The sequence below is a fragment of the Buttiauxella sp. BIGb0471 genome (assembly GCF_024807715.1).
GTDB lineage: Bacteria > Pseudomonadota > Gammaproteobacteria > Enterobacterales > Enterobacteriaceae > Buttiauxella > Buttiauxella agrestis.
Genome location: NZ_JANUEU010000006.1, coordinates 265,878 through 282,152, shown reverse-complemented (window position 1 = coordinate 282,152; position 16,275 = coordinate 265,878). Strand labels below are relative to the sequence as shown.

Annotated in this window: 17 protein-coding genes, 1 tRNA gene and 3 pseudogenes; 12 read left to right on the top strand and 9 right to left on the bottom strand. The window is 39.2% G+C overall.

What is annotated here, in order from left to right; translation table 11 throughout:
* Positions 1-572 precede the first annotated feature (572 nt).
* Together M2371_RS18710 and M2371_RS18705 are read left to right on the top strand one after the other, a co-directional pair.
* A pseudogene (locus tag M2371_RS18710) lies at positions 573-677 on the top strand (N-acetyltransferase); the annotation flags it as partial.
* A gap of 125 nt (positions 678-802) precedes the next feature.
* Positions 803-1,060, top strand: a pseudogene (locus M2371_RS18705) (helix-turn-helix domain-containing protein).
* A gap of 56 nt (positions 1,061-1,116) precedes the next feature.
* Here M2371_RS18705 and M2371_RS18700 read toward each other — a convergent pair.
* Positions 1,117-1,293, bottom strand: a pseudogene (locus M2371_RS18700) (Arm DNA-binding domain-containing protein); the annotation flags it as partial.
* Between the two features lie 520 nt (positions 1,294-1,813).
* Here M2371_RS18700 and M2371_RS18695 point away from each other — a divergent pair.
* From M2371_RS18695 to M2371_RS18680, 4 genes are all read left to right on the top strand, one after another.
* Positions 1,814-2,638, top strand: a complete 825-nt coding sequence (locus tag M2371_RS18695) for a DUF6387 family protein (RefSeq protein ID WP_259268422.1) — start codon at positions 1,814-1,816, stop codon at positions 2,636-2,638.
* A gap of 151 nt (positions 2,639-2,789) precedes the next feature.
* Positions 2,790-3,023, top strand: a complete 234-nt coding sequence (locus M2371_RS18690; protein ID WP_049646448.1) for an AlpA family transcriptional regulator — start codon at positions 2,790-2,792, stop codon at positions 3,021-3,023.
* 11 nt (positions 3,024-3,034) lie between these two features.
* Positions 3,035-3,361: a hypothetical protein gene (locus M2371_RS18685; RefSeq protein WP_259268421.1), complete on the top strand. Its 327-nt coding sequence runs from the start codon at positions 3,035-3,037 to the stop codon at positions 3,359-3,361.
* Between the two features lie 118 nt (positions 3,362-3,479).
* Positions 3,480-3,773, top strand: coding sequence for a hypothetical protein (locus tag M2371_RS18680; protein WP_049646450.1), 294 nt, complete (start codon positions 3,480-3,482; stop codon positions 3,771-3,773).
* A 47-nt stretch (positions 3,774-3,820) separates the two neighbouring features.
* On the opposite strand, the gene M2371_RS18675 is transcribed toward M2371_RS18680, so the two are convergent.
* Together M2371_RS18675 and M2371_RS18670 are read right to left on the bottom strand one after the other, a co-directional pair.
* Positions 3,821-3,988, bottom strand: coding sequence for a DUF4756 family protein (locus M2371_RS18675; RefSeq protein WP_404979410.1), 168 nt, complete (start codon positions 3,986-3,988; stop codon positions 3,821-3,823).
* Between the two features lie 127 nt (positions 3,989-4,115).
* Positions 4,116-4,748, bottom strand: coding sequence for a DNA-binding protein (locus M2371_RS18670; protein ID WP_259268420.1), 633 nt, complete (start codon positions 4,746-4,748; stop codon positions 4,116-4,118).
* A gap of 1,070 nt (positions 4,749-5,818) precedes the next feature.
* On the opposite strand from M2371_RS18670, the gene M2371_RS18665 reads away from it, so the two are divergent.
* The 3 genes from M2371_RS18665 to M2371_RS18655 all read left to right on the top strand — a co-directional run bounded on the left by M2371_RS18665 (position 5,819) and on the right by M2371_RS18655 (position 7,454).
* Positions 5,819-6,088: a hypothetical protein gene (locus tag M2371_RS18665; protein ID WP_259268419.1), complete on the top strand. Its 270-nt coding sequence runs from the start codon at positions 5,819-5,821 to the stop codon at positions 6,086-6,088.
* A gap of 494 nt (positions 6,089-6,582) precedes the next feature.
* Complete coding sequence (locus tag M2371_RS18660) at positions 6,583-7,164, top strand: hypothetical protein (protein WP_072307985.1); 582 nt, start codon at positions 6,583-6,585, stop codon at positions 7,162-7,164.
* 14 nt (positions 7,165-7,178) lie between these two features.
* Positions 7,179-7,454: a hypothetical protein gene (locus M2371_RS18655; RefSeq protein WP_072307984.1), complete on the top strand. Its 276-nt coding sequence runs from the start codon at positions 7,179-7,181 to the stop codon at positions 7,452-7,454.
* Positions 7,455-7,552: 98 nt separating this feature from the next.
* Here M2371_RS18655 and M2371_RS18650 read toward each other — a convergent pair whose 3' ends face one another.
* Positions 7,553-8,239: a class I SAM-dependent methyltransferase gene (locus tag M2371_RS18650; protein ID WP_259268418.1), complete on the bottom strand. Its 687-nt coding sequence runs from the start codon at positions 8,237-8,239 to the stop codon at positions 7,553-7,555.
* Positions 8,240-8,304: 65 nt separating this feature from the next.
* Positions 8,305-9,711: a MobQ family relaxase gene (gene mobQ, locus M2371_RS18645; protein WP_259268417.1), complete on the bottom strand. Its 1,407-nt coding sequence runs from the start codon at positions 9,709-9,711 to the stop codon at positions 8,305-8,307.
* A 683-nt stretch (positions 9,712-10,394) separates the two neighbouring features.
* On the opposite strand from mobQ, the gene M2371_RS18640 reads away from it, so the two are divergent.
* Together M2371_RS18640 and M2371_RS18635 are read left to right on the top strand one after the other, a co-directional pair.
* On the top strand, positions 10,395-10,637 hold the full coding sequence (locus M2371_RS18640; protein ID WP_259268416.1) for a hypothetical protein: 243 nt from the start codon (positions 10,395-10,397) through the stop codon (positions 10,635-10,637).
* 11 nt (positions 10,638-10,648) lie between these two features.
* Positions 10,649-10,933, top strand: coding sequence for a conjugal transfer protein TraD (locus tag M2371_RS18635; RefSeq protein WP_259268415.1), 285 nt, complete (start codon positions 10,649-10,651; stop codon positions 10,931-10,933).
* Positions 10,934-11,292: 359 nt separating this feature from the next.
* Here M2371_RS18635 and M2371_RS18630 read toward each other — a convergent pair whose 3' ends face one another.
* From M2371_RS18630 to M2371_RS18615, 4 genes are all read right to left on the bottom strand, one after another.
* On the bottom strand, positions 11,293-12,180 hold the full coding sequence (locus M2371_RS18630; RefSeq protein WP_259268414.1) for a Bpu10I family restriction endonuclease: 888 nt from the start codon (positions 12,178-12,180) through the stop codon (positions 11,293-11,295).
* Complete coding sequence (locus M2371_RS18625; protein ID WP_259268413.1) at positions 12,167-13,360, bottom strand: DNA cytosine methyltransferase; 1,194 nt, start codon at positions 13,358-13,360, stop codon at positions 12,167-12,169. The genes M2371_RS18630 and M2371_RS18625 overlap by 14 nt, the downstream gene beginning before the upstream one ends.
* A gap of 98 nt (positions 13,361-13,458) precedes the next feature.
* On the bottom strand, positions 13,459-14,706 hold the full coding sequence (locus M2371_RS18620) for a phage integrase central domain-containing protein (protein ID WP_259268412.1): 1,248 nt from the start codon (positions 14,704-14,706) through the stop codon (positions 13,459-13,461).
* Positions 14,707-14,894: 188 nt separating this feature from the next.
* Positions 14,895-14,979 (bottom strand) — tRNA-Leu (locus M2371_RS18615).
* Between the two features lie 249 nt (positions 14,980-15,228).
* Here M2371_RS18615 and M2371_RS18610 point away from each other — a divergent pair.
* Positions 15,229-16,227, top strand: a complete 999-nt coding sequence (locus M2371_RS18610) for a Gfo/Idh/MocA family protein (protein ID WP_172895622.1) — start codon at positions 15,229-15,231, stop codon at positions 16,225-16,227.
* Positions 16,228-16,275: the final 48 nt, after the last annotated feature.

Sequence of the window (16,275 nt, the reverse complement as noted above, 5' to 3'; positions counted from 1 at the left end):
AGATTGTCTGATAAATTGTTAAAGAGCAGTGAGTTAGGCGCTTTCGCTTGCTAACTCGAGGTGGCGTATATTACGCTTTCCTCTTTCAGAGTCAACCCTTAATTTCAGGATATTTGACTCTCATCGCCGCCGTGACTCTGTGATGTTGTTCACATGTTCCGTGTCGATGGAGGCGCATTATAGGGAGTTCTTCTGAGGCTGCAACCCTAAATATGCAGTAATTTGACTGACTGCTGCATTCCACAGCAAAACCCCGCCTTATACGCAGTTGTGCACAATGTTATCCACAAAACTGATCGCCTCCCCTTAATAAACTCACCTCAAAGTCAGTAATAACTGATATCAGCAACACCAGAAGCGCCCCATGAAGACACATTTTTCTAGCTCACCGCTCATTTATATCCTCCACGAAGCCGAGGTTGGCGTTCTTAACCGCGAGATCTACCTTAAACATGCCATCTCCTATTATTCCTTTTATATATGCAGGGCGTAAGAAGTTTGGCGGCCCGTTCGTGAAGATTAAAAGACTCTGCATTATTGGCACCACCTGATTATGGGTGCGGAGTACGCTAATCTGTAGGAGCGCAGTGATTGGTGCCGGGAGCGTAATAAAGAGGGAAATCGTTAAGCTGGGGATTTACGCGGGGAACCCGGCTCGGTTGTTGCGTGTGATTTAGCTTTTCATAATTCTTTTACTCCATCTTTGAGCGGCTACGATCTTCGTAGTATCCAGACCTTTTCGTTCCTTCTAAATTAACCCTCGATCTAATAAACACCGTTACAGGCATAAATGGAGGGAATCATGACAAACGATTGGCATCAGGCAGATGTCATCGCGGGTTAACGTAAGAAAGGTACATCGCTGGCAGCACTTTCACGAGCAGCTGGTTTGAGTTCATCTACGCTGGCCAAAGCTTTAACGCGACCTTGGCCAAAAGGTGAATTCTTGATTGCTAAGGTACTTGGGATGCATTCGTCAGAGATTTGGCCGGAAAGGTATTTTGGGGAGGATGGGAAACCGTTTGATCGAGCGAGTTTAATTAGAAAGGCGAGATCATAGCTGAAGGGGGGGGAACTCACTTAGCAACGTGTCCATGAATGTTGGGTAAGATCAACCGGCCATACACCGAAAGCTAATAGGTCTTCTTTCTTATCCACTGGCCACAGGTACTTCATGCGCCAGTATTAAGATCCTTTACTCGTCACCTCAAGATACAAATCGCCACCTTCGGCCATTTTGTAGGTTTTCTCTTTTAGTTTGGCTGTTTCGACTTGGCGGGCGTTGAGCTTCATTTTGGGGGCTTATTTTCAATCGAAGTGAAGATGCTCCCAATTACGTCCCCACCAATGTCCGGATTGCAATGGATCTGTTCGAACGAACTGGGACCAAAAAATCCTTTCGGCTTTATTTTTAGTAAGTTACTGAATGTTACAGACGTTCTAGAACATTCATTTGGTGCGAAGGCCGGACTCGAACATCGCATTTAACCTTTTGTTAGTTAACAATAAAACTTAAACATTAATAATAAATACCAACAAAGATACCAACTGTCCCGTTTGGTGATAATCGAACGGCGTGATAACTCATTAATATTCCCTCAGCTTAAAACGTGTCCCCACTGGTTAGCAAGCCTAAAAATTGCACTCCAGATAATTGTCCCACCGAGAAGTTTTTAGTAAAGGTTGCGCTCGAACAAAGCTTTAACAACATAGCCTCAATAAAACTTTCCTTCCTTTCCTCAATGCGTTAGCGTTTTTAACGTGCTGTTTTTCCATTGTTACTATGTTTTTTTACAAGTAAAAAGGATAGAGGATGAAAAGAAGCGAACTTAAGAATGCGTTATCGTGGTTCAAATACGATAACTATGACGTCATTTGGGATCTCACTCTGGAGGAGTTCTGGGTAGAGATTGATCGCCGCATTATTGGCTATAACATGTTGAAACGATGCACGGAGCTGGATGACATTGGCAGAACTCAATTATTTATCCATTGCGATAAAATCATTTGTGGCGATGTTCTGTTTGGTGGTGAGACAAATACACCAGAAAACATACTGGCATCCAGCTATGCGATTGTCCCTCTTCAACGCAGGGAAATCCCATACTGTGTGGCTTCCCTGAAGTTGGCGGAGATGGCCAGTGAAACCAAGGGACATGGTGAAGGTTCTGAGTATGTTTCTCAATACTTCAGCGAAATGGGCGTAAACAGCAAAGGCAGTATTGTTGTCACGATAAATCTTATGGAAGCATCGAGCGATGAACTCATTGAACACCTCAAAGGGCTTATTCCCAAATGGAAGAAGCAACTGAAAACGCCAGAACCGGAAGTCAGGGATTATCGCTTTGGTATCAGCACCCTTAAAAAGGTTCTCAACTATAGATTGATCCCCCTGATGGATCTCATTTTCTGGGAAGAACTCAAAGACACAAAAATCCCGTTTTCAAAACTCGAAGAATTGCTTTACGGTGAAAGTGATGATTACCGTGCAGCAGAGTTGATTAAAGCAACTGACTATCCGTTAGCTTTAGACTTCCTGACAACCCCTACCTACATTAAGTCTTTTCAGGATTACATCATTAAAAATGACTACCTGAAGGATGCAAAGATAAGAGATCACCTCGTATTTGAAGACTGATTCTCAAAACAGGTGATGTTCACTCTGGGTGAACGTCATCTGAACTCAATACCTCCCAGTTTCCTCCAAAGATCAATGTTCTGAACATCCCTCGAACATCACAGGCAATATCGCGATAATTGTCTCCATCGAAACAACAACGGAGATAACGATGAACAAACAAAACTCAGTAAAGGCAAGGCTCATTCGACTACCTGAAGTGTTAACCCGAACGGGCTTCTGTAAGGCTTGGATCTATCATCTTATCAAAGAAGGAAACTTCCCTTCTCAGGTAAAAACAGGTGCAAGATCTGTGGCATTTATTGAAAGTGAAATCGACGTATGGATTGAAAATATAATCCAGAACACACGTAATGGTTATACAGAAAACAACTTCTCCCGATAATGAGGTGATTTATGATATTAGAAATAAAAACGACAGCACAGTTTAATGAAGTAGCAGAGAGGCTATTCAACGAGAATATTCATAGGCTAAGGAAGGAAATGCCTGTGTATTATAATATACTAATGAAAGACAAAAATGAAATGAACAGATTCTGTAATATCATTATCGATATGACGAAAGCCTTATTTTATGAGGGGCATAATGAACATACTGCATATGGCCTGTTTAAAAATATTAATGCGGATAGGGCTAAAAAGCATTTAAAACATTTGGCTTTTACGTACAGGTATATCTGTAAAAATGTTTTCCCAATAAAAACCATAAGTTCTGACGAATAAGTAAATACAACAAGTATCAACCATCATTTATCAATGAGGGTGATGCATGCCTTAGATTTATAATGCCATTAATAAAAGATGACGTTAACAATAAACTTTAATAAAAGAGAGATAAAATATGATCAGTTTTAAAAATGAAACAACAGGTATGTTCTTTGGTATGTCATTGCAAGTCTATTCAGATATGTTTAACTTAGCAGATGAAGATACGCAACGTGTGATTTATACTAAGGTAATGGACCCTGAATTTGTCAACAGTTTTATCGGGCTGGCAATCATCATGGCTGAAAAATGTTTTCGTGATTCCGTCTGGAAAGAAAATGCAGAAGAAAAACTGGCAGAAGTCGATTTCAGAGAAGTCAAACAAGCACTGTTCAAAACACATTATGAAGTTTTAGCTGAGTCGTTATAATGGCGTCAACAGTATTAGCCCCTGATACGGGGCTGATAACCATTATCTTAAGATGATATTTTACGGCGTGGCGCTTGTTGACGCTCATAAGTAGTAGAAGCAAACTCTGACCGTTGTTCAAGACTGAGTTCAACAGCACATTGAAGCTCCAGCGCAGCCTCTGTACGTAGCTTAATCACCAGTGAGACAATCTCATTATCACTTTTCTCACGGATAAGCGTTCGGGCCAGTGCTTCATAAATACCTCGTTAATTAATAGTGGGTATTTATATATTAAGAGTTATACGGAATGTGTCAAACGAAGGAAGCGATATATTGATTTGCGATCCACGTTCATTCTGTTTAATTCTCTTCGAAAAATAATATTTCAGGAGGTGTCAAAACAGAGGGATTGTTATTCTTACCATCATTGATGCTGGTTTCAGTGTGGAAAGTATAGACATTTTCAAATACCACATTTTCGTTCACATTAAACTTCTGTGCTTTCCTGACATTAGGGCGTTGTTTTGCGTTGATAGAATGTGCTTGTCCCTTCAGGAATATGTTTGAGTTCATAAAAAGATCGCCGCCTCTGTCAATAATAATACCTTTAGATTTGAGTTTTTTAAAAACAAGAGACATATTGGATTTTTTGATATCTAACTCACGACAGAGTTTTGCCTGAGAGATATGAAAGCAGTTTCCGAACTCCATGATGTTCAGGATTCTGGCAATAACCTTTAGTTCGTTTTTTGAAATATCTAAGTCAGCAAGTTGTTGAAAGTTTCTGGTAAACATATGAACGTAGTCGATATCTTTTTTTATAGATTTAATATTTTCCTTTCGAGTATAGATATTCGTTGTGTCTCTATGTGTGCTGTAATAATACTCAAAAACCTGCACTTTTTGCTCGTTGTTGAAATCGTGGTCATCGATATATAACTTTAACTCGAAAGGGGATAAATCATTAATGGCTGTATAATCTATTGTTGTCATTGTATTTTCCTTTTATTATTGTTGTTATTAATATACATAACAGATTAAACACTATCGTCAATAACAAAGTCAAAAATAAATGGATAAAGTTTTGATATAGTGGAACGCTGTCCATAGCACAGAGTAAGTGAACATGGATAAATATTAAAACACTGAAATAAGTTTAATCAGGCTGGAATACCCGCCAGTTTTAAATGATAGTTTCAGCATGAAATAAAGGTTATAGTTTTTGATAACGCTGGTTATATTTTTCGATAACCTGAGTTATAGATATCGATAACCATAGTTATAGGAAACCATAACCTTTTTTCTGTAATGCATTGTTTTATATGTAAAATAACATCCGTAATATAGTAATAAGTATAATATAGTAAAAGGGAGAGTGTGCCGATTGAAAGGCACCTATTTTTTTGATTGTGGTTTGAGATTTCTGGTCTTGAAATCGAGCGATAATTTAACATGCATGATCGATTTTAATTTCTCAGGTGAGAAGAATTTTCCTGAATGTGTTATTAGTGCCTTATCACAATGGCACCTTCCTACACTATCTGGATCATTTACCTGTCTGTGTATTACAGCAGGTGATTGTTTTATACAATCACGAAGTGCTGCATGGAATACTTACCTGTTTTCCTCTTACGTTATTGGCGGCTTCGCCGCTATTTTTATGGATAAATCCATCATTAACAGGAACAAGTCCTGTTCAGCAGAGTGATTGTCGCCAACAATCACGATGTGCTGCCTGCAGTTCGGTTTTCTAACCCGGTGTAAACACATTATCAATGCAAAGATTAATACATAAATATTACATACAAACAGGATTATTTGTTTTTTTGGTTGGATTTATCTTCATCCTGATAAAGAAGTGAACTTTTCCATTGCGTAAATAAGTTGATGATCAGAAAAAGGGCGGAGCCGTGCGCCAGCACAATGAGCTTTAGCTCATAGGATAAATATCCTTTCAAAATAATATAAAAACATCAGGAGTGTTATTTTTTACGCACAAGTTAAATTTTATTTTCAGGGTGGAAATAGTTTATTAAAAAGAAAGAGAAAAAAGGGAAAATAAAATGAACAACATTAAGGTTATTACGCTTTTTCATACTAATGAAAAAACTTCATTTATGACCTGCCTGATAAAAGATATAGAAGAAAATGAAACTGGAATAAATCTCATCTTTGATAATGACAGTAATATCATGGTTAAAGATTATGGTTTTTATTTCTTGTCTGAGTCAGTAAGTGCTTGCGATGAAGAGCGAATAGTTAATATTTACAGAAAGTTAATTACAGAAATAAGTCAAATGGATGAGGAAACGATAAGAACATTGATGTTATGAGCTAAATTGTATGAGCGAAATATTTCCTACACCGATAAGCCGACACGACCATTATTGGTCTCTGACAAAACAAAAGCATCCGCAAAGATTTATCACGCCAGCTCCGAAAGCCTTCGATGATGCCTGATTTTGCTAGTAATAGCAGCGACAATGTTTAGCCCCTACCTACCCATTTACTTCAACGTTATATGCCCATTATCCCTTGTATTTCACCTGCTAAATTGATCGATTTAACAGATCGATAAATTGATATTGATAGCTTTTAACGATTGAAAATGAATTATTGATCGGTTTTATAATTGATTTAATCGATCGATTTTGTGCTTGTGATAGGTAAAAACTATCATTGATTTGTTTTTGAGCGTTACAAACGATATGACGAACAGCAAAAATAATTGAATGCTATCAATTGATTAAACAGCTTATACAGCCCTGTGAAGGTCACTCGCGGGTAGGGCTGTCTTTGACGCAACTTTTACTTTATGGGGATAGGTATGAAAGTAAGGAAGATGATACCGCTGCTTTTATCTGCTGCTGTTCTGTCTGGATGCCAACAGCTTAACGATGGCGTGAATAGTGTTAACGGTGCGATTAACTCTTCATTGTCGTCATTGAACAGTGCAGTCGATAAAACACTGGGTGTTTCAGGTTCAACTCAAAGCTCTGGCCCGGCATCCTCAGTTGCGGGTCTTGGTCCTGTCTGCAAAGACTATGAAGAAAATGCAATGGCAGCAGAGAAGAGCTGGACGGGTAAACGGATCTCAATTGCTAATGCCACTGTTCTTGAAGTCACTAAAGGCAGGAGTGCCAGCGATATGATGACAGGTATGGAAAAAGCAGCTCATGCAAATTATTACCTGCTCTTCAAAACATCAGATACCAGCTACTGCGGCGGTATGGTGTGGATCAAGTATTACTCAGGCCTTGATGATGCTGTGCTTACCTACAAGAAAAGCCAGAAGGTAAGCATTACCGGGACTATCAACAATTTCGAAGTTCGTGGTTTCACTACAGTAAACAATGCCGATATGCCAGTTCGTCTCGTTGTCCTCAAAGACGGCACCATCAGCCATTAATTAAGGATTAAGAAATGGAAAACAATACGATTAAATGCCCATACTGCTTTAAGGAAAGCCAGAGTGGCGTTCACGTTTGCACGGGATGCCAAGCTTCAGTGCTGTATGGCACATTTCCGGGCTGGTATGCTTTTATAGTTATATTCCTGTCCTTCGGCCTGTCAGCTATGATTGGTATGGGATCGGGAATGGCAGGGGCAACTATTAGTTTACCAATAATAGCTGCTGTAGGGTTTGCAGCTGGTAAGGCAATTTTCTCTGATAATGTTGTTTTTAGGCGAAGAATGTAGCTATAAGTAATAAATAAACCACGTTATTGTATTTAAACTACACTCGTGGTTTATTTTATATTATAAGAAATATCATAGAGTAAAATTATTATTGATTTTTAAGTTATTATTTGTTTTACACAAACAATAGTAGCATGATCCCACCAAGGGTTTTCATTTACATGAGTATACAGAATTGAAAACCCTGAGGTGATTATTTCTTCTTTGAGAAAATCTAATGGCTTTAGCGTACGCCATGGCTGATTGTTTTGATACAGTTGATAGTTCTCATAGTTATAGTTGTTAATATCTTCTTGCTGCTTAGGCAGACCACACATAGTGGATATTATTAAACTCCCATCTGGTTTAATCAGACGTTTTATTTCTGCGAAGCAATTTAATCTGCCTTCGCCATTGATACAATGCAAGCAACTTCCGTCAAAAACAATATCGAAGCTTTCAGAGGTAAAATGAGAAATGTTGGAAATATTATCGACATGAAAATGACCTTTCAGGTTTAATGACAAAAAACGTTCATTAGCCCATTTTATTGCTGTTGGTGATATATCAACGCCATAAACATCGTAGCCTTGTTGCGCCATCAATTGCGAAGACATCGCTGCATTGCCACAACCAAGTTCAAGAAATTTTGCAGGTGGTGCCGGCAAAAGATTTTCTTTGTTGAGCATATCAAAAATATGATTCAGTTGCTCCCACGCTCTTGCGTATCCTTCACCTGTCCATGCATCAAGATTTTGCTGGCGCAATATTTGGTATTTTTTTTCATACATATCATCATTGTTCATATTTGAATATCCTCGTTTTAGTTCCATGATTATTAATGGACATATATTCGCCACATCAAAATTAATCAACCGTCATCGTCTAATCTTGGCGGCCTCATTTTCGGAAACCTGTTCGTATTTTTATATCTTGGGTATATGGATGGGTCAATAACTATACTTTTATTAGCATCATGTGGCTCCGGTTTAGGACGGCTTGGAAAACGAGTGATATCCTCTTTTGTTGGTTTGTAGTCATCAGCGTTAAATCTGGCACGTCTCTCAAACTCAGCACGTGGCACATAGATACTCTGCACTTCATCAAACACGTAGTTTTCAGCAATGCGTTTATCGTGTTCAGTATCATTACGAACCACAACCGGTTTCTTCTTGACCCAGATAAATTTTTCTTTGAAAAAATCTATGACTAATGCTGTAAAACGTCTAAAGATACCATCATGGCGGGGTTTAACTTGCTTCCTCTTACTTTTGAGTGGAGCGCGTTTAATCGCTCCGGCTTTTACAGAGGATGGGGTTTTCAATTGAGTGCGTGTATGAGGTGCAGGGACAACCAGAACAGGCGTTTGGTATTCCGATGAACCTGACTGAGAATCCGTATTAGGCAATATTATTTCAATAGGTTCAGGAAGCTCCGATACTGTGAAGCTCCTGAGGTCAACAACGATCTGAAGATCCAAATCTTTGAAAGCATAGTATGTGGTCAGTGCTTCCTGTTTTATCTCATCACGAGCAGCCTGTTCAGCAGCTCGTTGTTCCTGAGCCTCCGCACTGTTCCACTTAGCACGATGAATACGCTGCATGGGTGGACGGCTGGTTAACGTCGCCTTGGCCAGCCATAACGCTTTTTCTTCAATATCCAAGGTAATTGCTGCGCTTTCGATTGCTTCAGTGTGTTGAGCATCGATGGAACGGTGATCAATACGTTCTGACGCTCCTGAAGATTCAAGGTAGCTGTTAGTGAGTGCAGACCATGCTTCACGCCAGAGTAATACATTTTTCTTTTGGTTCCAGTTTCTTTCTTTTTTAGTAAAGCCCTCAGCCGTGATTGGTTTTAAAGTCAACATAACGTGAGCGTGTGGATTTTTACTGTCGAGGTCGTGGAAAGCGATATCAGCAATCATTCCCTTATCAACGAAATTTTTCTGGCAGTATTCGACAACTAATTTTATCTTGTCAGCATTGTTAAGCTCACAGGGAATAGCAACATCAAAATAACGGGCTGTTTGCCCATCCTTTTGGCGCTCAACTCTTTCAACTTCATTCCATAAGGTTGTTGAGCTTTCAATAATATGAGATGGCGCAGAAGCAGGGGCTAATATCTGATGGTGGGATAAATCTGTTCTGTGGCTAAAATCGTATGTATTTCCCGTGCGATCATCTGTGATTCTTGATCTGTTATGATAAGCAGCCTTACTACAGGAAGACATGCCCTCGGAACGTTTTACAATTTTAAAATCCAGATGAAAAATCGCCATAAAATACAAACCTCAAATATAACTATGCTGCTGTTAGTTTTTCGTAAGAAAAACTCTGATGTTGACGTTGACCTTTCTTTTAGCCTGCGGCATGCAACCGTCGGTAGACCCCACACGCTCACGAAGTGAGTGTATAGGTGGGCATTGTTTTTTATAACAATGTAAATACCGCTTACTTAATTAATACAAAATATATTAATGACTGTAAAACGATGAAAGAACAAAACGCCTAATTAAGAGGCGCTATCTGGATGAAGGGGCGAATTATTAACGAAATATGATACATATACTTTTTTAGTGGAGTCCGAAGGGAAATAAAAGCGTTAATTTATGTCGCCATTAGACGGGATGACAATAAAATAATAATCACGTGTATTTTTCGATAGTGTTCTCAGTTGCACAATTCACAGATTTGAATTTTTTCAGAACAAAGTAAATGGGTGAAATTAAAATAACAAATATACAAAAATAAGTAACACGGAGAGTGTTAGATATAATGGCTTGTGGTTGATATTATGAGGTGTTGTTATATTTTGTTTTTAGCGTCTGCCTTTATGGGGGTATAATATGGGGTATGAATCTTTGGTTAATGAGTTTGTGAATTAGAAAATATAAACTAATATCTATTGATAATATCCAAAAATATGTTAATTAATAATTGTTTATAATAAAAAGGAGGTGCTATGTATAAAAATAATGATGAAGCTATCGACTGGGAAGTGAAAAGACTTCTCGATGATGGAATCTACACTGATACAGAACAAGCCTATTTAGCAGCAAAAAAAATAGTAAGCCAAATTAGGGAACAAGCAAAGCAATCCCAGATTATGCAACAGTTTAAATTTCGTGTTAAGTCGATAAAGAAAAAACTGAGCAGTGATTATGATTATACTGACATCCCTTATTCTAAAAGAAATAAATACTAGGGAGAAAAGTTATGACAGTAAAAAACATCAAGCAACAAATTGCTTCAGCTCAGGAACGTTTATATTTCTTGGAAGCTAAAAAGAAACAACAAACTAAAAAAGAAAACACCCGACAAAAAATTATTTTTGGGGCAGAGGTTGCCAAAGCCTTAGGTTGTGATATTAGTGTAGTAGATAAGGCTCTAATCTATGGGATTTTGCTGGAGCTACCTAAGCTTGATGAAAGTGATATTCAATTATGTCGAGCACAGGGTCAAGCCTATATCGATACTGTTATAAACAGGCCAACGCAGTAAATTTCTTTTTCACATCCAAACGGTGAATCGACCTAAAACTTGCTTTTAGGTCGGTGAGCTGTTGAACAAGCCTCAGAAGATGCTGGTGCTGATCAACACACTCATATGAAATTCCTCATTAAAAGACCTCACCAATAACCACGTGCTTTATATTGTCTTTACAAGAAATCCAGATACTTTAAAAATGAATAATTTTCATGCTGAAAAATATCGAGCTAGGAGTGTTGTTATCATAACTAACAGATATTTTACATAGGATATTAACCAAGGATCTTATGACCCTCAGTTAAGATTATATCTGGTATTGCATAATGTAATATAGTTATTTAATTAGGTCAACACGGAAATCATAACTATATTTAAAGCAAATACCCGTTATGTAAGCCATAATTAACACCACTTTCCCAATCACTTATTAAAAACTCTCTAACTGTATTAAAAAGATGAAAAACAACATCATCATAAATTGGATTTTTTATATAGTCATCTAAATAACGAAATTCTCTATCAGTATTCTTTTGTTTTCTTAAAACATATATTTGATCAACTTTATATTTTTTTAAGTTAATACTTTCTGTAAGTTTTAACCATTCAGCAACCACAATATACATTGCATTAGGATTTTTTAGCTTGATTTCTTCCGCTGCAGTGGAAACATCTTGCAGCATGGTTTTGTCAAGATACGTTTTACATTCAATGGCTACTGCAGGAATATCCCAGATATGATTTTCATCAACAATTGAACCATTGCATTTCATATTAGCAGATACACTTATCCCAATCGAAAAATCATGATCTTTTTTTTCGATTATCGCATATGGTCGCTCAACCATCTTCCCATATGAACTAGATCGGAAAAATATATCCTTAAACGAATGAGATTTCCCTATCAATGCATTAGGATTAATTTCAGCCACTACATCCTTAAATAAATAGAACATGAACTCTTCAAGAACGGAGGAATGTAAATTTGACCTTGAATCAAAGTGTTCAGCATATTTTTGTTGATCAAGGAAATCCTTATATTCATTAAGGATACAGACTCGTTTCTTTATTGTCTCAATATCTTTTTCAAGATCTATTTTACATTCAGGTCCAATCAAAGCTAAATTTTCATTTTTCCAGTCCTGATATTTTTCATTTATTTCATTCAAAAACTCAATTGATTGAGCATCAATATACTTAACTTTTCCATTCAGTTTTTGACTGATGTTATTCCCATGAACGAAAACATTATTTTTTATCATCTTTCTCAAAAGCCTCTGTCAAGATATTTTCTGCAAGTGCTTTAGCCATCAAAGGAGGAACGGCATTCCCGATCTGGTTATACTGGCATAAGTACTTTTCATCCATGCGCCCTTCCCTTTGTAATAGCTTATGGCTCACCACTGTTGGCTTCCCTTTAAATACATACCAATCTGGAAAGGACTGTATTCTTGCTCCTTCACGAGCTGTAAAATTTCTATTAACGTATGGATGAACAAAATTTGCATAAAATGATGCAGCTATAGTGTGGCAAGGTTTATGCGGATGCATACGACGGTTATTTTGATCATATACTTTTTCAGAAATTTCTTTACTGTTTCTTTTATATGGTTTCAGGTGCTCGGGAACATCAGAGGTTGATTGTCCCCAAGTCATTGTTGAAAACCTTTCAACAAGCCTTTTAGAATGATTCATTGCTTTGTGGTTGAAAACTTTATCGGTTTTATCCCTTAGTAATCTCTGATATTCTGTTGCGGCGGGAAGACTATATTTCATTTCTTCTGCACCTTCGCGGGCGTTAATCTTAGGAAGATCAGATATCGCCTCCCAAAGGGTTGGGGTTCTCAAAAGCCCATAATTACCATCTTTATTATGTGTAGGCTTAGGGAACGGGCAAACTAACTCTTTTTTTGACGCAATGATGAACAGGCGCTTACGAATTTGTGGAACGCCATAATCTGTTGCTTCTAAAATATCATGGTAAACATAGTATCCAAGCGAAGAAAGTTCATCTTTAATTATATCTACTACTAAATTTCCTTCTGCCGTTTTAGCTTTAGATATATTAGGAACATTTTCCATTATCATGACAGCAGGCGAAAGGAGACGACCCAATCTTAAAAACTCTTCAAATAAAGAGTTTCTAGGATCTTTCAAATCACCATTTTTCTTATTAGCAATAGAGAATCCTTGACATGGAGGACCACCTAAAATGATATCTGGCTTATTTTTTTCAAAAGTTGATAATATTTCTTCATCAGAAAATAATGATATATCTCGTTTAATCACTAAAGATTCTGGGTGGTTATATGAGAAAGTCTCTGTAGCCCAACTATCAATTTCAATTGCGCCAATGATCTCAGCTCCAGCCAAGTGAAACCCCAAACTGAAACCACCTGCACCCGCAAAAGTATCTAATACTTTGATTTTATTAACTTCCACAAAAAAATCCTTAACAACATTATAGAGCTAAATGCTCGAAATACATTCACCATTGACCTCGACACAATATACTATATTTTATCGAGGCTTATTTTCATTTATTTTTTGAATCTAAATGGTTGAACAGACTTCAATCTATTCTCTTGAAGATAATCAGCCCACCACTGAACCATCAAACGACGTTCATCCAGATGTTCAGCTTTATGAATGTAAGCGGCACGCACAGAATTACGTTCTTGATGGCTCATCTGGCGCTCCACAGCATCCTTTGACCACAATCCGCACTCTATCAAAGCACTGCAAGCCATTGCTCTAAAACCATGACCGCATACCTCGATTTTAGTGTCATACCCCATCCCCCGGAGAGCTGTATTCACAGTGTTTTCACTCATTGGTTTTTCAGGATTGTGATCACCAATGAAAATCAGATTATGATCTCCGCTGATAGCTTGAATCTCTTTCAAAACTACCAGTGCCTGTCGGCTTAACGGAACAAGATGAGGTGTGCGCATTTTTGAACCACGATGAGAGTGTTTTACTCCTTCCAGCAGTTCACGTTCTGCAGGAATGGTCCACATAGCACGTTCGAAATCAATTTCTGACCATCGAGCAAAACGAAGCTCACTTGATCGTATAAATACCATCAAGGTCAACTTGACGGCTAGTTTGGTTAACTTTCTACCTTTAAAGCTTTCGATACGGTCTAAAAGCTCAGGTATGCGTTCAAAATCTAAAGCAGGCCGATGCTCACGCTTCGCGACAGCTATTGCTCCCGCCATTTCTTGTGCAGGATTGTATTCAATTAACCCACTTTGGACGGCATAACGCATTATTGCTGTCGTTCGCTGCTGTAGACGAGCAGCAACTTCATAACGCTTGGATGCTTCAACAACTTTGATAGGGGTGAGCAAATCTCTTGTTTTGAGATCAGAAATTTTGCTTTTGCCAATGGAGGGGAAAAGATTATCAGCCAAACTCTTCAATACACGTTCACTATGAGAAGAAGACCATTTTTTACTACAAGAGGCATGCCAATCTCTGGCTACCGATTCGAAGGTAGTCGAACCGTTTTGTTCAATCTTGTCCTCTTTTTTCTTTTCAGCTGGATCGATACCATCAGATATCAACTTTTTCGCTATTTCACGTCGCTTACGAGCATCAGCAAGAGTGACGGTTGGGTAGACTCCTAAAGCCAACATCTTTTGCTTACCACCAAAGCGATATTGCAGACGCCAGTATTTTGACCCATTTGGATTTATGAGAAGGTGCATCCCCTCACCATCAGTGAGTTTGAAGGGTTTATCTAACGGCTTTACCGTTCTTACCTTGATATCAGTGAGTGCCATTGGCTAACCCCCAACTGTTGGTATCAAATGTTATCGAATCGAGAATACCAACGGTTATACCATCAATAGTGGGTAGATGTTGATAGATATGAGTAGACGTCAGGAGACAAAGATAAGGGGATAAACAGCGTAACTGCTGGATTTTAGAGACAAAAAAAGACGTCAGTAGACGTCGATTTTGTACTTTTTGGTGCCGAAGGCCGGACTCGAACCGGCACGTCTTTCAACGGTTGATTTTGAATCAACTGCGTCTACCGATTTCGCCACTTCGGCACGAAGAGGTATGCGGAAAACGTTGGGGATTATACCTGTCGTGCTTAACCTTGCAAGCCCCATTCTACCGATTACGTGCTAAGTGCTGAAAAAACCAGCGCATCATCAGTTGGTTGTACTCTTAAGCCTGTGCGGAAGCCAAATCACGGCACCAAAAGCCAACAAAATCTGCGGTGCCCACCACTGGTTTTCCCCATACATCGTGATAGTCTTTCAAACACACCCCGCCTTCGGAGATAGCACCCGTTTATGATACGCCTCGCTGTTATTGGAACTAACTGGATCACCCGTCAGTTCGTCGATGCTGCCCACGAAAGTGGCAAATATAAACTTACCGCGGTCTACTCCCGCTCGCTGGAACAGGCGCAAAGTTTTGCCAGCGACTATCCGGTAGAACACCTATTTACCGATCTGAATGCGATGGCGAAGAGCGACGCCATTGATGCGGTATACATCGCCAGCCCAAATTCTCTGCACTCCCCGCAAACGTTGTTGTTTCTCAGCCACAAAAAGCATGTGATTTGCGAGAAGCCACTGGCGTCTAATTTGCGTGAAGTGGAAGCGGCTATTGCCTGCGCGCGTGAAAACCAGGTGGTTTTGTTCGAAGCGTTTAAAACGGCCAGCCTGCCGAACTTTATCGCCCTGCAACAGGCGTTGCCGAAAGTGGGCAAAATCCGCAAAGTGCTGCTCAACTATTGCCAGTATTCTTCGCGCTATCAGCGTTATCTTGATGGCGAAAACCCTAATACTTTTAATCCAGCGTTTTCCAACGGCTCGATTATGGATATCGGTTTTTATACGCTGGCCTCGGCGGTTGCGCTGTGGGGCGAGCCGTATTCGGTTCACGCGACCGCCAGCCTGCTGGAAAGCGGTGTCGATGCGCACGGTTCGGTGCAGATGAATTACGGCGATTTCGATGTGAATCTGCTGCACTCAAAAGTGAGCGACTCAACTATCCCAAGCGAAATTCAAGGCGAAGGCGGTTCGCTGGTGATTGAGAAAATCTCTGAATGCCAACGCATCACCTTTATTCCACGCGGCGGCAAACCGCAGGATCTGACGCTGCCACAGCATATTAATACTATGCTTTATGAAGCCGAAGTCTTTGCTCGTCTGGTCAATGACAACGAAGTGAATCATCCAGGTCTGGTGACATCGCGTTCTACTGCGGCCTTGAGTACCGAGATCCGCGCACAAACCGGCGTGAAATTCCCGGCGGATGATGTCTCTGTACAGCTACCGGCGTAAAGGTGTGTAAAAGCGGGGTAGCAGCATGTTGACGAATTGTAGCATTCG

Bases quoted from the DNA above. Each gene is read 5' to 3' on its own strand.
- M2371_RS18680 (WP_049646450.1), top strand. From the start codon at position 3,480: ATGATCAGTTTTAAAAATGAAACAACAGGTATGTTCTTTGGTATGTCA.
- M2371_RS18620 (WP_259268412.1), bottom strand. From the start codon at position 14,706: ATGGCACTCACTGATATCAAGGTAAGAACGGTAAAGCCGTTAGATAAA.
- M2371_RS18665 (WP_259268419.1), top strand. From the start codon at position 5,819: ATGAACAACATTAAGGTTATTACGCTTTTTCATACTAATGAAAAAACT.
- M2371_RS18650 (WP_259268418.1), bottom strand. From the start codon at position 8,239: ATGAACAATGATGATATGTATGAAAAAAAATACCAAATATTGCGCCAG.
- M2371_RS18635 (WP_259268415.1), top strand. From the start codon at position 10,649: ATGACAGTAAAAAACATCAAGCAACAAATTGCTTCAGCTCAGGAACGT.
- M2371_RS18610 (WP_172895622.1), top strand. From the start codon at position 15,229: ATGATACGCCTCGCTGTTATTGGAACTAACTGGATCACCCGTCAGTTC.
- mobQ (WP_259268417.1), bottom strand. From the start codon at position 9,711: ATGGCGATTTTTCATCTGGATTTTAAAATTGTAAAACGTTCCGAGGGC.
- M2371_RS18690 (WP_049646448.1), top strand. From the start codon at position 2,790: ATGAACAAACAAAACTCAGTAAAGGCAAGGCTCATTCGACTACCTGAA.
- M2371_RS18660 (WP_072307985.1), top strand. From the start codon at position 6,583: ATGAAAGTAAGGAAGATGATACCGCTGCTTTTATCTGCTGCTGTTCTG.
- M2371_RS18640 (WP_259268416.1), top strand. From the start codon at position 10,395: ATGTATAAAAATAATGATGAAGCTATCGACTGGGAAGTGAAAAGACTT.
- M2371_RS18685 (WP_259268421.1), top strand. From the start codon at position 3,035: ATGATATTAGAAATAAAAACGACAGCACAGTTTAATGAAGTAGCAGAG.
- M2371_RS18695 (WP_259268422.1), top strand. From the start codon at position 1,814: ATGAAAAGAAGCGAACTTAAGAATGCGTTATCGTGGTTCAAATACGAT.
- M2371_RS18670 (WP_259268420.1), bottom strand. From the start codon at position 4,748: ATGACAACAATAGATTATACAGCCATTAATGATTTATCCCCTTTCGAG.
- M2371_RS18655 (WP_072307984.1), top strand. From the start codon at position 7,179: ATGGAAAACAATACGATTAAATGCCCATACTGCTTTAAGGAAAGCCAG.
- M2371_RS18630 (WP_259268414.1), bottom strand. From the start codon at position 12,180: ATGATAAAAAATAATGTTTTCGTTCATGGGAATAACATCAGTCAAAAA.